The following is an 18,755-nucleotide window of genomic DNA, read 5'->3' as shown; positions in this document are numbered from 1 at the left end:
AACCGCGACCGTATGGGATTTATTGCGCCTGCCAGACCGGGTAATCGGTATAGCCTTTTTCCGGGGAACCACTGACGCCGTAGTAGGTGGCGCGGTCACTTTCTGCCAGTGGCCAGCCGTTTTGCATTCTTTCAACCAGATCCGGGTTAGCGATGTAGGGCACACCAAATGCCACCAGATCCAGCTCATCATCTTCCAGAGCCTGCTCTGCGATATCACGGGTAAAACCGCCGGCAGCGATGATGGTGCCTTTAAACGTGTTGCGAAAACGGCGGCGGAAGCCTTCCGGAAGTGGCGCTTTGGTGTACACCGGCTGATAGTAAAGGTGTACGTAGGCCAGTTCCCGCTGACCGAGCGCGTCGGTGATGGCTGACCAGGTTTGCTCTTCACCTTCATACGGCGCGAGGTCATAAATGCGGCCGAACGGTGACAGGCGCACGGCAACGTGGCTGTTACCCACGGCTTCCGCCACGGCGTCAATGGTCTCCAGCAGGAAACGCTGACGATTTTCCACCGAGCCGCCGTATTCGTCGGTGCGGGTGTTCAGTTCGCTACTGAGGAACTGGTCAAAGATGAATCCGTTTGCCGCCATGATTTCCACGCCGTCAAAGCCGGCTTCCATCGCCAGGCGTGCGGAGTGCACGAAGTCTGCAGTGATGCGTTTAACTTCATGCGTTTCCAGCGCGCGTGGCTGGCTTGGTACAACCGGGCCCGGTTCTCCGGATTCGGTCAGCGCAAAAACGGTGGTATTGACCGCCTGAACGGTGCCCGCTGAAACCGGCGCTATGTGGCCTGGCTGAAGAGAGACGTGAGACATACGGCCGACGTGCCAGAGCTGCGCGAAAATACGGCCACCTTTGGCGTGAACCGCTTGTGTCACTTTACGCCAGCCCTGGACGTGTTCGTCGTTGTAGATACCAGGGGTATAAAGGTAACCCCGGCCTTCTTCTGAAACCGGCATCCCTTCGGTGATGAGCAGGCCAGCAGAAGCACGCTGTGCATAGTACAAAGCCACGACCTCATCCGGCACGTCATTCATGGTGCGGGTGCGGGTCATCGGTGCCATGACTACACGGTTTTTTAACGCCAGGCCAGACAGATTGTAGGGGGTGAAAAGCTTACTCATCGTATACCTCACAAAAAACAAAAAGGAGTATCCCGGCAGGGATTTGCACAGCCCGGCAGTATCATCGACTGGACGTCGCGCACTGGAGTTGCATAAACATCTGATGGGTGGCAATATGCCAACCATCTAGTAGGTAGGTCAATGGGTGTGTCGTATTTTTTTGTCATAACGCAGCCATTCCTGAATTGTCACTCATTTTGCGAGGTCATCACCATGCGTACATTAACAGCTTATAACGAAGATAATTTCCGCCAGATAGAGCAGTACAAAGGAATATCGGTGGTACGTTTCTCTGCACCCTGGTGTCCGCCCTGTCAGGCCAGCGAAGAAATGTTCAGTCAGTTTGCAGACCGGCTCGATAGAGATATTCAGGTGGGGAAAGTCAATGTAGATCAGGCGCCGGTGCTGACAACCAAATACGAGATCTGGGGGCTGCCGTCTGTGCTGATATTTCATGAAGGGCAATTAGTTAAACGCATACCGGGTGTGAAACCTGCATCGGTATATGCTCAGGCTATTGCGGACATAAAAAAAGGGCAGTAATGCCCTTTTAACGTGGAATTTATTAATGCTTAACCGCGTGCCTGACCGACGGCATCCAGAGTGCGGGCTGAATGAATGACCGCCGCGCCAGCGTTGAGGTTAATCGCCACGCCCAGCGCTTCAGCAATTTCAGCGTCGGTTGCACCGGCTTTCACAGCGGCGTCGGCGTGAAAAGCAATACAGCCGTCGCAGCGGGTTGTGACTGCGCACGCCAGGGCAATGAGTTCACGCACTTTTGCGCCCAAAAGGTCAGTTTTGTTACCTGCGTTGCCCAGGGCAACCACGCCTTTCATGGTCTCGGGGGTCAGTTTGCCCAACTCGCCTAAACGTTGCATTAACTCTGAGCGATAGTTGTTCCAGTCCAGCATAGTGTCATTCTCCTGAATGAGGGGTATTAAGAAGCAGTTTTATATACTTAAGGCTGTTGGCGAAGACTTCGGGTCTGGCCGTTGCATGCGCCACTACGCTTGAGCCTTCACAGACATTAATGATCATCAAAGCAATATCTGATGGTTCGGCATGGGATGAAAACTCACCTGACTCCATGCCCGCCCTGACGACTTTTGTGAGCCACTCGATTTGCATATCGAAATAAAGTGATGTCTGTACAGTAATTGCCTGAGGCAGATTGGCGGTCTCTGCTGACAACGCACAACACAGTGGCAGTAGCGAAGCTTTATGGCTTTGCGCGAAGATATCGATGTAAGCCGCAATTCTTCTCTCCGCGCTTTTCTCAGTCGCCTCTATCTGCTCAAATACGCGTTGTGTATCAGAGAACGCCTGTATTACCACCTGCTCACCCAGAATATCTTTGGTCGGGAAATGGTGATGAATACTGGCCTTGGTGATACCCACTATTTTTGATAAATCAGCATAGCTGAATACTGAATACCCTTTTTCGCGCATCAGGTGTTCTGCTTCGCTGAGCAGCCGTTCCCGTGTCATGGTTGTCATAATTACTCCATATAATCTACTAGTTGATAGATTATATTGTTGCTATTTTTCCGTAGCAAGTTGTATCACTGACTCAGTATCGTGCAGAGCTGAACGTCACTGCCATCCTGCATTCTGAATGGCAGCATTACATCTCTGACATCACGCCAGGCGTGTAATCATTTCAACCGGATTAGCCAGAGTATCGTGGATTGGCGAATTCTTTTGCATTTCGCTGACCAGCGCTTCTAACTCCTCGCGACTGGCGGTCTTGCTCGTAAGGTGAACATCGACGCGAATAGATTTCGCACCTTTACGCACGTTGCTGTCCAGCCCAAGGAAGCCGTTGAGGTTGATATCGAAATTAAGATCCAGCTCGATACCGTCCAGGTCGATCCCTTTTTCAGCAGCCATCATGGTAAGGGTGGCGGTATAACAGCCAGCCAGCGCCTGCATGATGTATTCAGTCGGGCTCATGCCGGTATCGGTGCCGAGTAAACCTGCGGGTTCATCACCGATATTAGAAAATTTCCCCACACGGCTGGTATCGATAACGCCGTTCTGGATTGTGGCGCCGGTCTCTGTGCGAACGGTTAATCCGCCGCTGGAACGGGCTTTCATCTGGAAAGTCAGGTTACCCAGGCCAGGCTGGCTGCGAACTGCTTCACGGGTATTGTGGATCGCAGCTGCGTCTGCAGAAGGTTTAACGGTAGTAGACATAATGGCTCCTGTAATTTCTTGATAAAAGGTATAGCTGGTGTAACCAGCACCAATCATCTAGTTGGTAGATTAGTGTCGCGAACCTCTTTTGTCTACTCTTTTATAAAAAATAGGGGGAAAAGAACCCAGCAGGCTGTTTTATTTCATAATAACCATTTGATTTTTTTATAATCTTCCCAGCCGCTCACTCTTGCAGCAATCCAGCCTTTACCCGAAGGATAGTCTGGCGGGTGGTATTAAATTCCCGGGCAATAGCACTGATACTGATGCCAGCATTTAGGCGCTCTGTCACTGTTTGCTTTTGTTCCTCGCTCAGGATGGGGGGGCGACCGAAGCGTTTTCCAGCCGCTTTTGCCCTCGCAATACCTGAATACGTTCGCTCAAGCAGCAAATCCCGCTCAAACTCCGCTACAGCAGAAATTACCTGCATAGTCATTTTTCCGGCCGGACTGGTCAAGTCAACGCCTCCGAGTGCGAGACAATGAACGCGAATATCTAAAGCCGCCAGTTGCTCTACTGTTTTTCGGATATCCATCGCATTACGACCCAGACGGTCAAGTTTGGTGACAATCAGTACATCCCCATTTTCCATGCGATCTAGCAACCGGATAAATCCGGGGCGTTCGCTGGCAGCAACCGAGCCACTGATATGCTCCTCAATAAGTCGTTGGGATCTGATGGCAAAACCCGCCGCTTCAATTTCACGACGCTGGTTTTCTGTGGTCTGTTCCAGAGTTGAGACCCTGCAGTAGGCAAAAACACGTGACATGGGAAACTTTCCGTACGAAATGGATGTCCGAATTATAACGTGTGTCCGAAATTAATTTCACTAAGTTTCGGACATGTGCTGTAAGTGGTGTACGAAACCGACCGGTTTCGGTCACAGCGAACAAATAACAGATGAAAACTATACGCGAGGGAGGCATTTATGCCACGGCGACAGATACTGAGCAGCGAAGAGCAGGAACGCTTACTGGTTATACCAGATGATGAAATTATTCTGACCCGAATGTGTTTTCTGAACGAACCGGATATTGCGCTCATTAATAAGCACCGAAGGCCAGCGAATCGCCTGGGCTTTGCTGTATTACTCTGTTATCTGCGTGGACCTGGATTTATTCCGGACAAAAGCAGTGCTCCTCACAATGGCGTTGTATCCAGGGTTGCTTCCCGACTGAAACTTCAGCCTGATTTATGGCCGGAATATGCATCCAGAGAGCAAACCCGCTGGGAACATCTGACCGAACTTTATCGCTACCTGGAGCTATCCCCGTTCAGCCGGTCAATGCAAAAAAGACTGTATCCGTCATCTGCACCCCTATGCCATGCGAACTGACAAAGGATTTATGCTGGCGGAAGAAATGCTCAGCTGGCTACATAACAATAATGTTATTTTCCCTTCTGTTGAAGTGATCGAACGGACGCTTGCCGAAGTCGTCACGCTCGCTAACAGATCGGTATTTTCGACACTTACCGCGCAACTGGAAAAGCAGCATAAATCAGCACTCGACAGCCTGCTCATATCAGGGGTCGTCTCAGAAAACGGAATCTATGGTCACTCCCGTTTTTGCAACACCGATTTTGACGACAAGTTGGCTTGCTTGAATCTATCCGGCGTCTGAATGGGATTTTATTCCCGCGCCTCGATGAGTTCCGCGCCTGATGAACCTCCAGAAAATATACGGCTTCAATGAGCCTTTCCGTTTTACAGGTTCCTCAACAGGCCGGTGGGCCGTTAGTATCATCAATATCAGTATTCGCAAAACCAGATGAATGATTGTTTAAACTGGTGTATTTCTGCCTTTATGCTTCGTAAGTTTGCTGTCGCGCCGTCAGTGCCCAGGCTATTCTGGCCAGCTTGTTTGCCAGAGCACAGGTGACGACAAAGTTGCTTTTCCGACACAACAACTCCCTGACCCAGTCGGCCAACTTGCCAGACTGGTGTTCCAGTTTTTGTATGAATACCCTGGCACACTGAACCAACAAAGTTCGGATCTTTTTGTTGCCCCGCTTGCTAATCCCTAACAATGTCGTCCGACCTCCCGTGCTGTACTGTCGGGGTACCAGCCCTGTTGCCGCCGCAAAGTCACGGCTGCTGGCGTACTGCTTCCCGTCGCCAATCTCAGTTGAAATAGTACTGGCAGTCAGCGTTCCAACGCAGGGAATACTCAGCAAGCGCTGTCCAACCTCATCTTCGTCCAACTTTCGTTTCAACTGAGATTCCAGATCTTTAATCTGCTCAACAAGATAGTGATAATGCTGTTGTAATTTCAGCAGTAACTGGCTGAGATAAAGAGGCAAACTACTGTCCTCAAGAAGGGTACTCAGTCGACTAATAACGGCAGCACCTCGCGGAACGCTGATACCAAATTCCGGCACTGTTGCAAATAGTCGGTGGTGATAAATTTATCATCCCCTTTTGCTGATGGAGCTGCACATGAACCCATTCAAAGGCCGGCATTTTCAGCGTGACATCATTCTGTGGGCCGTACGCTGGTACTGCAAATACGGCATCAGTTACCGTGAGCTGCAGGAGATGCTGGCTGAACGCGGAGTGAATGTCGATCACTCCACGATTTACCGCTGGGTTCAGCGTTATGCGCCTGAAATGGAAAAACGGCTGCGCTGGTACTGGCGTAACCCTTCCGATCTTTGCCCGTGGCACATGGATGAAACCTACGTGAAGGTCAATGGCCGCTGGGCGTATCTGTACCGGGCCGTCGACAGCCGGGGCCGCACTGTCGATTTTTATCTCTCCTCCCGTCGTAACAGCAAAGCTGCATACCGGTTTCTGGGTAAAATCCTCAACAACGTGAAGAAGTGGCAGATCCCGCGATTCATCAACACGGATAAAGCGCCCGCCTATGGTCGCGCGCTTGCTCTGCTCAAACGCGAAGGCCGGTGCCCGTCTGACGTTGAACACCGACAGATTAAGTACCGGAACAACGTGATTGAATGCGATCATGGCAAACTGAAACGGATAATCGGCGCCACGCTGGGATTTAAATCCATGAAGACGGCTTACGCCACCATCAAAGGTATTGAGGTGATGCGTGCACTACGCAAAGGCCAGGCCTCAGCATTTTATTATGGTGATCCCCTGGGCGAAATGCGCCTGGTAAGCAGAGTTTTTGAAATGTAAGGCCTTTGAATAAGACAAAAGGCTGCCTCATCGCTAACTTTGCAACAGTGCCCATTACGTTCCGGTGATATCTGGGTAAAAGGATCGCGCCGCTACAAAAATTTTGATGATTATCTCATCCCGACTGCTGAGTTTGAGAAATCCCGACATAATGACCAGTTACAGTTGGCCGTTCAGACCGATAGCCAGGCATACCTTCAGGCCCGTATGACTCTTCTTGCATCTCGGCTGGAAGAAGTTAACGCGATGGCGCTTGCCGGTGATTTGCCCGATGTAGATATCTCAGATAAAGGCGTAAAAATCACTCCACTGGAGAACAGCGTTCCTTCAGGTGTTTCGCCCTTTGCAGATTTGGTCTATGGCATGCTTCCCCATCCGAAAATTACGGAGATACTGGAAGAAGTTGATAGCTGGACGGGATTTACGCGTCACTTCGCGCACCTCAAAAATAATAACGTCAGACCAAAAGACGGAAGACTGTTGCTGACCACCATTCTGGCTGACGGCATCAACCTTGGGCTGACAAAAATGGCGGAATCCTGCCCTGGGGCCACAAGATCGTCACTCGAAGGTATTCAGGCATGGTACATCAGGGATGAAACTTATTCAGCGGCACTGGCCGAGCTGGTCAACGCACAGAAAGAGCGGCCTCTGGCCGCATTCTGGGGCGACGGGACAACATCGTCGTCAGACGGGCAGAACTTTCGGGTAGGCAGTCACGGACGTTATGCCGGTCAGGTCAATCTTAAATATGGTCAGGAGCCGGGCGTGCAGATTTATACGCATATCTCAGACCAATACAGCCCGTTCTACGCCAAAGTGATCAGCCGGGTGCGCGACTCAACCCACGTGCTTGATGGCCTGCTGTACCATGAAAGCGATCTGGAAATTACCGAGCATTACACCGATACCGCAGGCTTCACTGAACATGTTTTCGCCCTGATGCACCTGCTGGGATTCGCTTTTGCGCCAAGGATCCGTGATCTTCATGACAAGCGGCTGTTTATTCATGGAAAGGCCGAGCGCTATCCGGGGCTTCAGTCTGTCATATCAACAACCTGCCTAAATATCAAAGACATTGAGTCGCACTGGGATGAGGTATTGCGCCTGGCAACCTCGATTAAGCAGGGGACAGTCACCGCATCACTGATGATGAAAAAGTTAGCCAGTTACCCAAAACAGAATGGACTTGCCAAAGCGCTGAGAGAGATTGGCCGCATCGAACGGACACTATTTATGCTGGACTGGTTCCGTGATCCCGGTCTGCGCCGACGCGTGCAGGCGGGGCTGAATAAGGGTGAGGCCCGTAATGCCCTTGCGCGAGCGGTCTTTTTGCACCGTCTGGGTGAAATAAGGGATCGTGGGCTGGAGAATCAGAGTTATCGCGCCAGCGGGCTGACATTACTGACAGCAGCGATCACGTTGTGGAACACGGTATATATAGAAAGAGCTATTGAGTCACTAAAACGAAAGGGTATCCCGATAAATGAGCAACTGGTCTCTCATCTTTCTCCCCTGGGCTGGGAACATATCAATCTGAGTGGAGATTACGTCTGGCGTAATAATCTTAAGCTGGGATCCGGAAAATACCGCTCATTACGTACAGTCGATACCGCTTTGTACAAAAAACAGTCTTAGCGTGGGATAATTAATGAGATGGTCACTCCCTCCTTCCCGGTACTATGCTGAGGACAGGCTTTCATTCGGAGAACTATCATGGAAAACATTGCGCTCATTGGTATCGATCTGGGTAAAAACTCTTTCCATATTCATTGCCAGGATCGTCGCGGGAAGGCTGTTTACCGTAAAAAATTTACCCGGCCAAAGTTGATCGAATTTTTGGCGACATGCCCCGCTACAACCATCGCAATGGAAGCCTGTGGCGGTTCTCACTTTATGGCACGCAAGTTGGAAGAGTTGGGGCATTCCCCAAAGCTGATATCACCACAATTTGTCCGCCCGTTCGTTAAAAGCAATAAAAACGACTTTGTCGACGCCGAAGCTATTTGTGAAGCTGCATCGCGTCCGTCTATGCGTTTTGTGCAGCCCAGAACGGAATCTCAGCAGGCAATGCGGGCTCTGCATCGTGTCCGTGAATCCCTGGTTCAGGATAAGGTAAAAACAACCAATCAAATGCATGCTTTTCTGCTGGAATTTGGCATTAGCGTTCCCCGAGGAGCTGCCGTTATTAGCCGACTGAGTACCATTCTTGAGGATAATAGTTTGCCTCTTTACCTCAGCCAGTTATTGCTGAAATTACAACAGCATTATCACTATCTTGTTGAGCAGATTAAAGATTTGGAATCCCAGTTGAAACGAAAGTTGGACGAAGATGAGGTTGGACAGCGCTTGCTGAGCATTCCCTGCGTCGGAACACTGACAGCGAGTACTATTTCAACTGAGATTGGCGACGGGAAGCAGTACGCCAGCAGCCGTGACTTTGCGGCGGCAACAGGGCTTGTACCTCGGCAGTACAGCACGGGAGGTAGGACGACATTGCTGGGAATTAGTAAGCGAGGTAATAAAAAGATCCGAACTTTGTTGGTTCAATGTGCCAGGGTATTCATACAAAAACTGGAACACCAGTCTGGCAAATTGGCCGATTGGGTCAGGGATTTACTGTGCCGGAAAAGCAACTTTGTCGTCACTTGTGCTCTGGCAAACAAGCTGGCCAGAATAGCCTGGGCCCTAACGGCACGACAGCAAACTTATGTAGCATAACGGCAGAAATACACCGGTTTAAAGAATTACTGATCTGGTTTTGCGAATACTGATATTGATGATACTAACGGCCCACCGGCCTGTTGAGGAACCTGTAAAACGGAAAGGCTCATTGAAGCCGTATATTTTCTGGAGGTTCATCAGGCGCGGAACTCATCAAGGCGCGGGAATAAAATCCCATTCAGACGCCGGATAGATTCAAGCAAGCCAACTTGTCGTCAAAATCGGTGTTGCAAAAACGGGAGTGACCATAGATTCGTTTTCCAAGCGGACCCCAATTAACACTTGCCAACCTATCTACTGGTTGGTATATTTGATTTTAACAACACGACACACAAACAAAAACACACAACAGAACATCAGGAGCGTCATCATGAAAAACATCATCAAAACCACCCTTGCCATCATCGCCCTGTCCGCCAGCGCACTGAGCTATGCCGCCAGCCCGCAAATGGTTTCCCGCAGCGAAGCAGCATCGCTGCAAAAAATTGGGGTGGTCTCTTCCGGTGGCTTCACCACCCTGGATGACCTGGTGGCCTCACTGGATATGAAAGCCGCTGATGCCGGGGCCACACACTACCGCATCACCAGTGCCACCGGTATGAATAAACTTTCCGGTACCGCTGTCCTGTATCGTTGAATACCCGTTACCCTCGCAACTGCGCCCGGAACCCTTCTGGTTTCCGGGCGCAGTTGTGTCTGAATAACAGGCACCCGCAGGTGCCAGGAGAACATTATGTCCACCCATGACAGTCTGATTGAACTGACTGATACCCTTATCCAGCAGAACGGCTACCAGGGCTTCAGCTATGCTGATCTCGCTGACGGTCTGGGAATACGGAAGGCCAGTATCCATTACCATTTTCAGACCAAAACCGACCTCGGGCTTGCCTATTGTGAATACAAGGAGGCCAGCCTGCTGAAACTGGAAGCTGCCCTGTTACAGCTGCCACCGGGTAAAGCCCGTCTGCAGGGTTATATGGACGCATTTCTCAAATGCGCCGACAGCGGCCAGATGTGTGGCATTCACGCCATGCTGTCCGACAGCGCCCTGTTTGAAGAACCTCTTCAGAAAGCCACCTCACGACTGGCACAAACCGACCTGCGCATCCTGACCAGTGTGCTGGTTTCGGGTCGTGAAAGCGGTGAACTGGCTTTTACTGCTGAGCCGGCTGACGTGGCCATTATCATCGGCAGCGCCATTAAAGGGGCCCTGATGCTCAATCGGATCCCTCCTCATGATGCCTGTTCCCGCACCATGAGCGCGCTTATTCAGCTACTCTCCCGCCCGTAAAGCCACGCCTGTGGCTGCCCCGGTTTAACCGGGGCAGCCAGCACTCAAAAAAATCACCGCTGACAACGCCTGTATTCCGGGGGCCTCAGAAGACATTAAGACTTTCCTTGCGTTTAATTTCCAGTTACCCCTTGCCAATCTATCTACTGGTAGGTAGAATAAATATTAACAACACGACAACACAATAAAACAGACATGCAGGGGGCATCATCATGAAAGCACTTATCAACGACGTTATCGCTGTCTTCACCCGTAAAGCCCATGGACCGGTCATCATCAAATCCGATCTTACTGAGGAAGAAAAAGCAGCTCTGGTACCGGTCCGTACACTCTCTGTTGGCTGGGTGTCTTCCGTGGATGAGCTGGAGCGGGAGGTTATCCGCGAAGCCCTTGAACATGGCGCTGCCGCTTATCTGATTTCTGAGCTTGAGCAGGCCCGTTTCGTTCATGCCCGCGCCACGCTGTTTGCATAAACACAAAACGAAAATAAAAGGACACACACCATGAAAAATAACGTCGAGACACAACTGCGCCGGTTACTTCGTAAAACGTCAGGCCTGGACATTATGGTTCTGCGGCTGTCAGTGATTTTCATCTTCGCCCTGTTTGGCACCTACAAATGGTTTGCCTTCGAGGCCAATGCCCTTCACCACCTGCTGCCAGGCACCTGGCTCGGTGCGCTGTATCCGGCTCTCGGCGTTCAGGGGCTCAGCTACGCACTCGGCGTGGTGGAAAATATCACCCTTCTGGCCCTGATTGCCGGATTTTTCCGGCCGGCAGTGGGTGCAGCAGGCGCCCTGATGGTGGCAGGCACCGGCATCGTCACCCTGAGCCTTCTGCCGCAGCTGGGTCGCATTGACAGCTTCATTATCAAGGATGTTCTTCTGATTGGGGCTGGACTGGTGCTGTTGCGTCATGACCTGCGACGGACACTGATTAACCGGAGGGCGAAGCAACTCAGCGCCGTGCACAAACCCCGCTCGTCTGACGCATTGTCAGCCATGGGGTGACCCTGAATTACGCAGCAGCCTGATATTTCTGGCCAGCAAATATGACACCACTCCCGGGTTCATGGTGAGAGGCATGGAAGCCGCCTTTCGGGCGGGGATCACTCCCCGCTACTTTTTAGAGCGCTACCTGGAAAATAAGTCGCTCCCCGCCAACCCGGACTTTGAAAAACACTATCTGGATCTTATTCATGAGCAGGACCCGTCCCGGTGAGTGAGATTTGTCAGGAGAGCGATATGAACAAACCGTATAAAAAAGACCCACAGACCATTCAGGCACTGACGGAACTGCAGTTCAGCGTCACCCAGAAAAGCGCCACTGAGCGCCCGTTTACCGGAGAATATGACGACCACTTTGAGGACGGACTGTACGTGGATATCGTCTCCGGTGAGCCACTGTTCTCGTCGAAGGACAAATTTGATTCGGGCTGTGGCTGGCCGGCATTCAGCAAACCAGTGGAAAACAACGTCCGCAACCTGAGCGACCTCAGTCACGGCATGGTGCGTACTGAAGTGCGTTCCCATCACGGTGACAGCCATCTGGGACACGTCTTCCCTGACGGGCCACAGGATACCGGTGGATTACGTTACTGCATTAACTCGGCTTCACTGCGTTTTATCCCGAAAGGCGCTCTGGAAACAGAAGGATACGGTGAATTTCTTCCCCTGTTTGAGAAAGGAGATAAGCATGAAAACTGATGTGGCAATCCTTGCCGGTGGTTGTTTCTGGGGTGTCCAGGAGCTGATCCGCAAACTCAATGGCGTGGTCAGCACCGAAGTGGGCTATACCGGCGGACGTAATGATAACCCGACATACCAGCACCACCCAGGACATGCGGAGGCGGTGAAGGTGGTGTATTCCCCGGATAAACTGAGCTACCGAAAACTACTGGAATATTTCTTTAGTATTCACAACCCTACAACAATACTTCGTCAGGGTAATGACGTCGGCTCAAGCTACCGCTCAGCCATCTTTTTCACCACAGAGGAGCAAAAGCAGCAGGCAAACCAGCTTATCCGTGAAATAGATGATTCAGGAGTCTGGCCCGGAGTCGTGGTGACAGAAGTAGAGCAGGCCGGTGAGTTCTGGTCTGCAGAGCCAGAGCATCAGGATTACCTGCAGCATAATCCCAACGGCTATACCTGCCATTTTGAACGACCTGACTGGACGCTTCCGGGATAAGTCACCGTCGCAGACTCGCAGCATTCAGCCCCGCCCATGTGCGGGGCTTTTTTGTTCATATGCAGAAACGAGAATGGGATCACAAACAAATTTCTTTAGTCCATTTCTTGCATACAAAACAATCAACATCCTGATTTTAAGGGGCATATTAGAAAAAAGATGAGGATGATTAGGGTCAAAGGGACAAAGGGACAATGTTTAGAATTATGCTGACCGTTATCGCAGGATCGTTATTTTACGGACTCTCGGCCAGTCTGTGTTTTGCCGGGCTTTTTCGCATACACGCCCCCAGTGCCTGCACAGCCTTCTGTCTGACTTATAACCCAACAGCCGGCTATGTCATGCTGGTTACCGGTATGACACTGTTTATCGTATTTTTGCTCAGCCTTTTCCGGACAACAAAAGCCCCTATTTAACATAAAGGCTTCATTGTACGCACCGCTAGGGGTCGTCTCAGAAAACGAATCTATGGTCACTCCCGTTTTTGCAACACCGATTTTGACGACAAGTTGGCTTGCTTGAATCTATCCGGCGTCTGAATGGGATTTTATTCCCGCGCCTCGATGAGTTCCGCGCCTGATGAACCTCCAGAAAATATACGGCTTCAATGAGCCTTTCCGTTTTACAGGTTCCTCAACAGGCCGGTGGGCCGTTAGTATCATCAATATCAGTATTCGCAAAACCAGATGAATGATTGTTTAAACTGGTGTATTTCTGCCTTTATGCTTCGTAAGTTTGCTGTCGCGCCGTCAGTGCCCAGGCTATTCTGGCCAGCTTGTTTGCCAGAGCACAGGTGACGACAAAGTTGCTTTTCCGACACAACAACTCCCTGACCCAGTCGGCCAACTTGCCAGACTGGTGTTCCAGTTTTTGTATGAATACCCTGGCACACTGAACCAACAAAGTTCGGATCTTTTTGTTGCCCCGCTTGCTAATCCCTAACAATGTCGTCCGACCTCCCGTGCTGTACTGTCGGGGTACCAGCCCTGTTGCCGCCGCAAAGTCACGGCTGCTGGCGTACTGCTTCCCGTCGCCAATCTCAGTTGAAATAGTACTGGCAGTCAGCGTTCCAACGCAGGGAATACTCAGCAAGCGCTGTCCAACCTCATCTTCGTCCAACTTTCGTTTCAACTGAGATTCCAGATCTTTAATCTGCTCAACAAGATAGTGATAATGCTGTTGTAATTTCAGCAGTAACTGGCTGAGATAAAGAGGCAAACTACTGTCCTCAAGAAGGGTACTCAGTCGACTAATAACGGCAGCACCTCGCGGAACGCTGATACCAAATTCCAGCAGAAAAGCATGCATCTGATTAGTTGTTTTCACCTTATCCTGAACCAGGGATTCACGGACACGATGCAGAGCTCGCATTGCCTGCTGAGATTCGGTTCTGGGCTGCACGAAACGCATAGATGGACGTGATGCTGCTTCACAGATAGCTTCAGCATCAACGAAGTCATTTTTGTTGCTTTTAACGAATGGGCGGACAAATTGCGGTGATATCAGCTTTGGAAAATGCCCTAACTCTGCCAGCTTGCGTGCCATAAAGTGAGAACCGCCACAGGCTTCCATCGCGATGGTTGTTGCCGGGCATGTCGCCAGAAATTCGATTAGCTTTGGTCGGGTGAATTTTTTACGGTAAACGGCCTTCCCACGATGATCCTGACAATGAATATGGAAAGAGTTCTTACCCAGATCGATACCAATAAGCGCAACGTTTTCCATGATGGTTCTCCGAATGAAAGCCTGTCCTCAGCATAGTACTGGGAAGGAGGGAGTGACCATCTCATTAAATAAAGCACGTTAAGCCGGTGGCAGTGGTCGCAACGGTCTGAACTTGCCTGCGCCGACCTTGGTGCTGCTGCGCCAGAGGTAATCGCCGGTCAGATTGATGTGTTCCCACCCCAGCGGTGACAGGTATTGAAACAGCGTCTCGTCTACCGGTTTGCCGTGCCCGTTCAAAGCATTGGTTGCCCGTTCCAGATAGGCCGTGTTCCAAAGCACGATGGCCGCCGTTACCAGATTGAGGCCGCTGGCCCGGTAGCGTTGTTGCTCAAAACTGCGGTCGCGGATTTCGCCCAGTCGGTTGAAGAACACCGCCCTGGCCAGCGCGTTGCGCGCCTCGCCTTTGTTGAGTCCGGCCTGCACGCGGCGGCGCAGCTCCACGCTTTGCAGCCAATCCAGTATGAACAGCGTGCGCTCAATGCGCCCCAGCTCGCGCAGTGCAACGGCCAGTCCGTTCTGACGCGGATAGCTGCCGAGCTTGCGCAACATCAGCGAGGCCGTCACCGTACCCTGTTTGATCGAAGTGGCGAACCGCAAGATTTCATCCCAATGGGCGCGTATCTGCTTGATGTTCAGCCGGTCGCTGCTAATCATCGGCTTGAGCGCGTCATAGGCGGCATCGCCCTTTGGGATGAATAGCTTGGTGTCGCCCAGGTCTCGGATACGTGGCGCGAATCGGAAGCCCAGTAGGTGCATCAGGCCGAAGACATGATCAGTAAAGCCCGCTGTGTCGGTGTAGTGCTCCTCGATCCGCAAGTCCGACTCGTGGTACAGCAGGCCATCGAGCACATAGGTTGAATCACGCACGCCGACGTTGACTACCTTGGTGCTGAAGGGCGCGTACTGGTCGGAGATATGGGTATAAAACGTCCGGCCTGGACTGCTTCCATACTTCGGGTTGATATGCCCGGTGCTCTCCGCTTTGCTGCCGGTTCTGAAATTTTGGCCATCCGACGATGACGTGGTGCCATCGCCCCAGTTTCCGGCAAAGGATTGCCGGAACTGCGCGTTGACCAGTTCGGCCAGCGCCGTTGAGTACGTTTCATCCCGGATGTGCCAGGCTTGCAGCCACGACAGCTTGGCGTAAGTCGTGCCTGGGCAGGATTCGGCCATCTTGGTTAGCCCGAGATTGATGCCATCAGCCAGGATCGTCGTCAGCAGCAAGGTTTTGTCCTTGGCCGTGTCGCCGGTCTTCAGATGCGTGAAATGCCGGGTGAAGCCTGTCCACTCATCAACTTCCATCAGCAGTTCGGTAATCTTGACGTGTGGCAGCAGCATCGCCGACTGGTCGATTAGGGCTTGTGCGGTCTCCGGCACCGCCGCGTCCAGCGGCGTGATCTTCAGGCCGGACTCGGTAATGATGGCATCCGGCAGATCATTGGCCGCCGCCATGCGGTTGACGGTGGCAAGCTGCTGTTCCAGCAATGCCAGTCGGTCGTGCAAATACTGATCGCAATCGGTGGCCACTGCCAGCGACAATTCGTTGGCCAGCTTCAGAGTAGCGAACTTCTCGGCCGGCACCAGGTACTCATCAAAGTCCTTGAACTGGCGCGAACCCTGCACCCAGACATCGCCTGATCGCAGCGCGTTCTTTAGCTCTGACAGGGCGCACAGCTCGTAGTAGCGCCGGTCAATGCCATCGTCCGTGAGCACCAGTTTCGCCCAGCGTGGCTTGATGAATGCGGTCGGCGCGTCGGCGGGCACCTTGCGGGCGTTGTCGCTGTTCATGCCGCGAAGCACCTCGATGGCATCGAGTACGCCCTTGGCGGCTGGTGCCGCCCGTAACTTAAGGGGTCCGCTTGGAAAACGGAATCTATGGTCACTCCCGTTTTTGCAACACCGATTTTGACGACAAGTTGGCTTGCTTGAATCTATCCGGCGTCTGAATGGGATTTTATTCCCGCGCCTTGATGAGTTCCGCGCCTGATGAACCTCCAGAAAATATACGGCTTCAATGAGCCTTTCCGTTTTACAGGTTCCTCAACAGGCCGGTGGGCCGTTAGTATCATCAATATCAGTATTCGCAAAACCAGATCAGTAATTCTTTAAACCGGTGTATTTCTGCCGTTATGCTACATAAGTTTGCTGTCGTGCCGTTAGGGCCCAGGCTATTCTGGCCAGCTTGTTTGCCAGAGCACAAGTGACGACAAAGTTGCTTTTCCGGCACAGTAAATCCCTGACCCAATCGGCCAATTTGCCAGACTGGTGTTCCAGTTTTTGTATGAATACCCTGGCACACTGAACCAACAAAGTTCGGATCTTTTTATTACCTCGCTTACTAATTCCCAGCAATGTCGTCCTACCTCCCGTGCTGTACTGCCGAGGTACAAGCCCTGTTGCCGCCGCAAAGTCACGGCTGCTGGCGTACTGCTTCCCGTCGCCAATCTCAGTTGAAATAGTACTCGCTGTCAGTGTTCCGACGCAGGGAATGCTCAGCAAGCGCTGTCCAACCTCATCTTCGTCCAACTTTCGTTTCAACTGGGATTCCAAATCTTTAATCTGCTCAACAAGATAGTGATAATGCTGTTGTAATTTCAGCAATAACTGGCTGAGGTAAAGAGGCAAACTATTATCCTCAAGAAGGGTACTCAGTCGGCTAATAACGGCAGCTCCTCGGGGAACGCTAATGCCAAATTCCAGCAGAAAAGCATGCATTTGATTGGTTGTTTTTACCTTATCCTGAACCAGGGATTCACGGACACGATGCAGAGCCCGCATTGCCTGCTGAGATTCCGTTCTGGGCTGCACAAAACGCATAGACGGACGCGATGCAGCTTCACAAATAGCTTCGGCGTCGACAAAGTCGTTTTTATTGCTTTTAACGAACGGGCGGACAAATTGTGGTGATATCAGCTTTGGGGAATGCCCCAACCCTTCCAACTTGCGTGCCATAAAGTGAGAACCGCCACAGGCTTCCATTGCGATGGTTGTAGCGGGGCATGTCGCCAAAAATTCGATCAACTTTGGCCGGGTAAATTTTTTACGGTAAACAGCCTTCCCGCGACGATCCTGGCAATGAATATGGAAAGAGTTTTTACCCAGATCGATACCAATGAGCGCAATGTTTTCCATGATAGTTCTCCGAATGAAAGCCTGTCCTCAGCATAGTACCGGGAAGGAGGGAGTGACCATCTCATTAATTATCCCACGCTAAGACTATATTTTGTACAGCAGTGGAGAAGGATGAGAGACCAGCAGTTCATTAACAGGGACTCCTTTTTGCTTAAGCGGCTCAATGGTTCTTTCTATATAAACCGTATTCCAGAGTGTTATCGCCGCCGTATGTAGTGTCAGCGCCGGTGGCGTGGTAACGCTGATCCTCCCACCCCCAGATCCCTGATTTCATTCAGCCGGTGCATGAAGGATGCTCGCCCAAGGGCCTCACCCTTATTCAGCCCCGCCTGTATGCATCGGCCTAAGCCTTTATCGCAAAATCAGTCCAGCATAAACAGCGTCCGATCTCTGCAGAAAATCGCCCTCTGCGCTACGAGTTTGAACGCATTTACTCTGTTTATAGGTAACATTCGCTCCACGATATAATGATATCGGCAACGTATTCAGCATCCTGAGCATGAGTCAGAAGGTGATCCGCCTTACCCAACGAAATGAAACTCTTGGGATGCTTTGCTGCTTTGAATATTTTTTCGGCCTGCTCAATTAACACAGTATCATCTTCAGTCGCATGAAAAATAAGCAGAGGCTTGTTCATGGCGAACACCTTATGAGCGATTTTGTGTTCCTGAATATTGTCCAGCATCTGTTTCTTTAAGGTAAATACCCGCCCGGCCAGCTCAACGGGATAGGCTCCATGCTGGTTAATGTTTTCAACATCATCCTTAAAAAGACGTTTTACGTGTGTCAGTTCTCCGGGTGATCCTATGGTGACAACGGCCTTTGCCTCAGGAACTTCGCCGGCAATAGACAGAATGGCCGATCCCCCCAGGCTATGGCCGATGAGCAAAGAAGGCGCTTCGTACTGTCGGCGGAGATAATCTACCGCGCAAAGCAGGTCCGAAATATTGGATGAGAAGTTGGTGTTGGAAAAATCCCCTTCGCTGTTTCCCAGACCAGTAAAATCAAACCGGAGAACGGCGATAGCATTCTCTGTCAGTTTCCGCGCAATACGCGCCGCGCCTTTGAGGTCTTTGCCACACGTAAAACAATGAGCTAACAGCGCAAACGCTTTAGGATTTTCAGGAAGTTCAAGCAATCCGGCCAGTTCTTCACCAGCCGCATTTTTGAACGTAAATTTTAGTTTTTTCATAAGATATTCCAGGTCTTAAACTGATTTCATATGTTTG

At 51.2% G+C, this 18,755-nt stretch carries 18 protein-coding genes and 5 pseudogenes; 12 read left to right on the top strand and 11 right to left on the bottom strand.

The features are described 5' to 3' along the window. Window positions 1-19: 19 nt before the first annotated feature. Complete coding sequence (locus E6P06_RS00245) at window positions 20-1,126, bottom strand: alkene reductase (RefSeq protein ID WP_006687059.1); 1,107 nt, start codon at window positions 1,124-1,126, stop codon at window positions 20-22. A 213-nt stretch (window positions 1,127-1,339) separates the two neighbouring features. Between E6P06_RS00245 and E6P06_RS00240 the strand changes: the two genes are divergently transcribed. Next, a complete protein-coding gene (locus E6P06_RS00240) occupies window positions 1,340-1,669 on the top strand; it encodes a co-chaperone YbbN (protein ID WP_002431133.1) in 330 nt (109 codons plus the stop codon). Window positions 1,670-1,698: 29 nt separating this feature from the next. On the opposite strand, the gene E6P06_RS00235 is transcribed toward E6P06_RS00240, so the two are convergent. The 4 genes from E6P06_RS00235 to E6P06_RS00220 form a co-directional block, all read right to left on the bottom strand. Beyond that, window positions 1,699-2,037, bottom strand: coding sequence for a carboxymuconolactone decarboxylase family protein (locus tag E6P06_RS00235; RefSeq protein ID WP_020277919.1), 339 nt, complete (start codon window positions 2,035-2,037; stop codon window positions 1,699-1,701). Window positions 2,038-2,041: 4 nt separating this feature from the next. Then, window positions 2,042-2,623 (bottom strand): TetR/AcrR family transcriptional regulator, encoded by a 582-nt coding sequence (locus tag E6P06_RS00230; protein WP_020277920.1) that lies wholly within the window; start codon window positions 2,621-2,623, stop codon window positions 2,042-2,044. A 141-nt stretch (window positions 2,624-2,764) separates the two neighbouring features. Continuing rightward, window positions 2,765-3,322: an OsmC family protein gene (locus tag E6P06_RS00225; protein ID WP_000108589.1), complete on the bottom strand. Its 558-nt coding sequence runs from the start codon at window positions 3,320-3,322 to the stop codon at window positions 2,765-2,767. Between the two features lie 184 nt (window positions 3,323-3,506). After that, a complete protein-coding gene (locus E6P06_RS00220) occupies window positions 3,507-4,091 on the bottom strand; it encodes a recombinase family protein (RefSeq protein ID WP_012695450.1) in 585 nt (194 codons plus the stop codon). Window positions 4,092-4,250: 159 nt separating this feature from the next. Between E6P06_RS00220 and E6P06_RS00215 the strand changes: the two are divergent. Then, window positions 4,251-4,848, top strand: a pseudogene (locus E6P06_RS00215) (DUF4158 domain-containing protein); the annotation flags it as partial. 277 nt (window positions 4,849-5,125) lie between these two features. Here E6P06_RS00215 and E6P06_RS00210 read toward each other — a convergent pair. Beyond that, a pseudogene (locus tag E6P06_RS00210) lies at window positions 5,126-5,701 on the bottom strand (IS110-like element IS5075 family transposase); the annotation flags it as partial. Between the two features lie 58 nt (window positions 5,702-5,759). Here E6P06_RS00210 and E6P06_RS00205 point away from each other — a divergent pair. The 10 genes and pseudogenes from E6P06_RS00205 to msrA all read left to right on the top strand — a co-directional run bounded on the left by E6P06_RS00205 (window position 5,760) and on the right by msrA (window position 12,669). Beyond that, window positions 5,760-6,464: an IS6-like element IS26 family transposase gene (locus E6P06_RS00205; RefSeq protein WP_001067855.1), complete on the top strand. Its 705-nt coding sequence runs from the start codon at window positions 5,760-5,762 to the stop codon at window positions 6,462-6,464. 54 nt (window positions 6,465-6,518) lie between these two features. Further along, a pseudogene (locus E6P06_RS00195) lies at window positions 6,519-8,102 on the top strand (Tn3 family transposase); the annotation flags it as partial. Between the two features lie 78 nt (window positions 8,103-8,180). Next, complete coding sequence (locus E6P06_RS00190) at window positions 8,181-9,185, top strand: IS110-like element IS4321 family transposase (RefSeq protein WP_000427623.1); 1,005 nt, start codon at window positions 8,181-8,183, stop codon at window positions 9,183-9,185. Between the two features lie 373 nt (window positions 9,186-9,558). Then, a complete protein-coding gene (locus E6P06_RS00185; protein WP_001567383.1) occupies window positions 9,559-9,825 on the top strand; it encodes a YdgH/BhsA/McbA-like domain containing protein in 267 nt (88 codons plus the stop codon). Window positions 9,826-9,921: 96 nt separating this feature from the next. Next, window positions 9,922-10,479: a TetR/AcrR family transcriptional regulator gene (locus E6P06_RS00180; RefSeq protein WP_001567382.1), complete on the top strand. Its 558-nt coding sequence runs from the start codon at window positions 9,922-9,924 to the stop codon at window positions 10,477-10,479. Window positions 10,480-10,691: 212 nt separating this feature from the next. Further along, window positions 10,692-10,952 carry a DUF1471 domain-containing protein gene (locus E6P06_RS00175; RefSeq protein ID WP_001567381.1) on the top strand — a complete coding sequence of 87 codons (261 nt, stop codon included), beginning with the start codon at window positions 10,692-10,694 and terminating at the stop codon, window positions 10,950-10,952. Between the two features lie 30 nt (window positions 10,953-10,982). Continuing rightward, a complete protein-coding gene (locus E6P06_RS00170; protein WP_001567380.1) occupies window positions 10,983-11,489 on the top strand; it encodes a DUF417 family protein in 507 nt (168 codons plus the stop codon). Between the two features lie 73 nt (window positions 11,490-11,562). After that, window positions 11,563-11,700 (top strand): hypothetical protein, encoded by a 138-nt coding sequence (locus E6P06_RS27505; RefSeq protein WP_021243014.1) that lies wholly within the window; start codon window positions 11,563-11,565, stop codon window positions 11,698-11,700. Between the two features lie 23 nt (window positions 11,701-11,723). After that, a complete protein-coding gene (msrB, locus tag E6P06_RS00165) occupies window positions 11,724-12,185 on the top strand; it encodes a peptide-methionine (R)-S-oxide reductase MsrB (protein ID WP_001567378.1) in 462 nt (153 codons plus the stop codon). Next, entirely contained in the window at window positions 12,175-12,669 is a 495-nt protein-coding gene (gene msrA, locus E6P06_RS00160) for a peptide-methionine (S)-S-oxide reductase MsrA (RefSeq protein ID WP_001567377.1), read from the top strand. Before msrB ends, msrA begins: the two co-directional genes overlap by 11 nt. Window positions 12,670-13,389: 720 nt before the next feature. Here msrA and E6P06_RS00155 read toward each other — a convergent pair. The 5 genes and pseudogenes from E6P06_RS00155 to E6P06_RS00135 form a co-directional block, all read right to left on the bottom strand. Further along, window positions 13,390-14,394 carry an IS110-like element IS5075 family transposase gene (locus E6P06_RS00155; RefSeq protein WP_094309343.1) on the bottom strand — a complete coding sequence of 335 codons (1,005 nt, stop codon included), beginning with the start codon at window positions 14,392-14,394 and terminating at the stop codon, window positions 13,390-13,392. A gap of 78 nt (window positions 14,395-14,472) precedes the next feature. After that, a pseudogene (locus E6P06_RS00150) lies at window positions 14,473-16,245 on the bottom strand (Tn3 family transposase); the annotation flags it as partial. Between the two features lie 276 nt (window positions 16,246-16,521). Next, the gene (locus E6P06_RS00145) at window positions 16,522-17,526 is read right to left on the bottom strand and encodes an IS110-like element IS4321 family transposase (RefSeq protein ID WP_135716487.1); all 1,005 of its coding nucleotides are present in this window, start codon (window positions 17,524-17,526) and stop codon (window positions 16,522-16,524) included. A gap of 99 nt (window positions 17,527-17,625) precedes the next feature. Next, a pseudogene (locus E6P06_RS00140) lies at window positions 17,626-17,939 on the bottom strand (Tn3 family transposase); the annotation flags it as partial. 26 nt (window positions 17,940-17,965) lie between these two features. Next, the gene (locus tag E6P06_RS00135) at window positions 17,966-18,718 is read right to left on the bottom strand and encodes a S9 family peptidase (RefSeq protein ID WP_004729622.1); all 753 of its coding nucleotides are present in this window, start codon (window positions 18,716-18,718) and stop codon (window positions 17,966-17,968) included. Between the last annotated feature and the right edge of the window lie 37 nt (window positions 18,719-18,755).

This window comes from Citrobacter sp. CF971 (genome assembly GCF_006385635.1).
GTDB classification, from domain to species: Bacteria; Pseudomonadota; Gammaproteobacteria; order Enterobacterales; family Enterobacteriaceae; genus Citrobacter; species Citrobacter freundii.
This window is presented reverse-complemented; position numbering and strand designations above follow the sequence as displayed.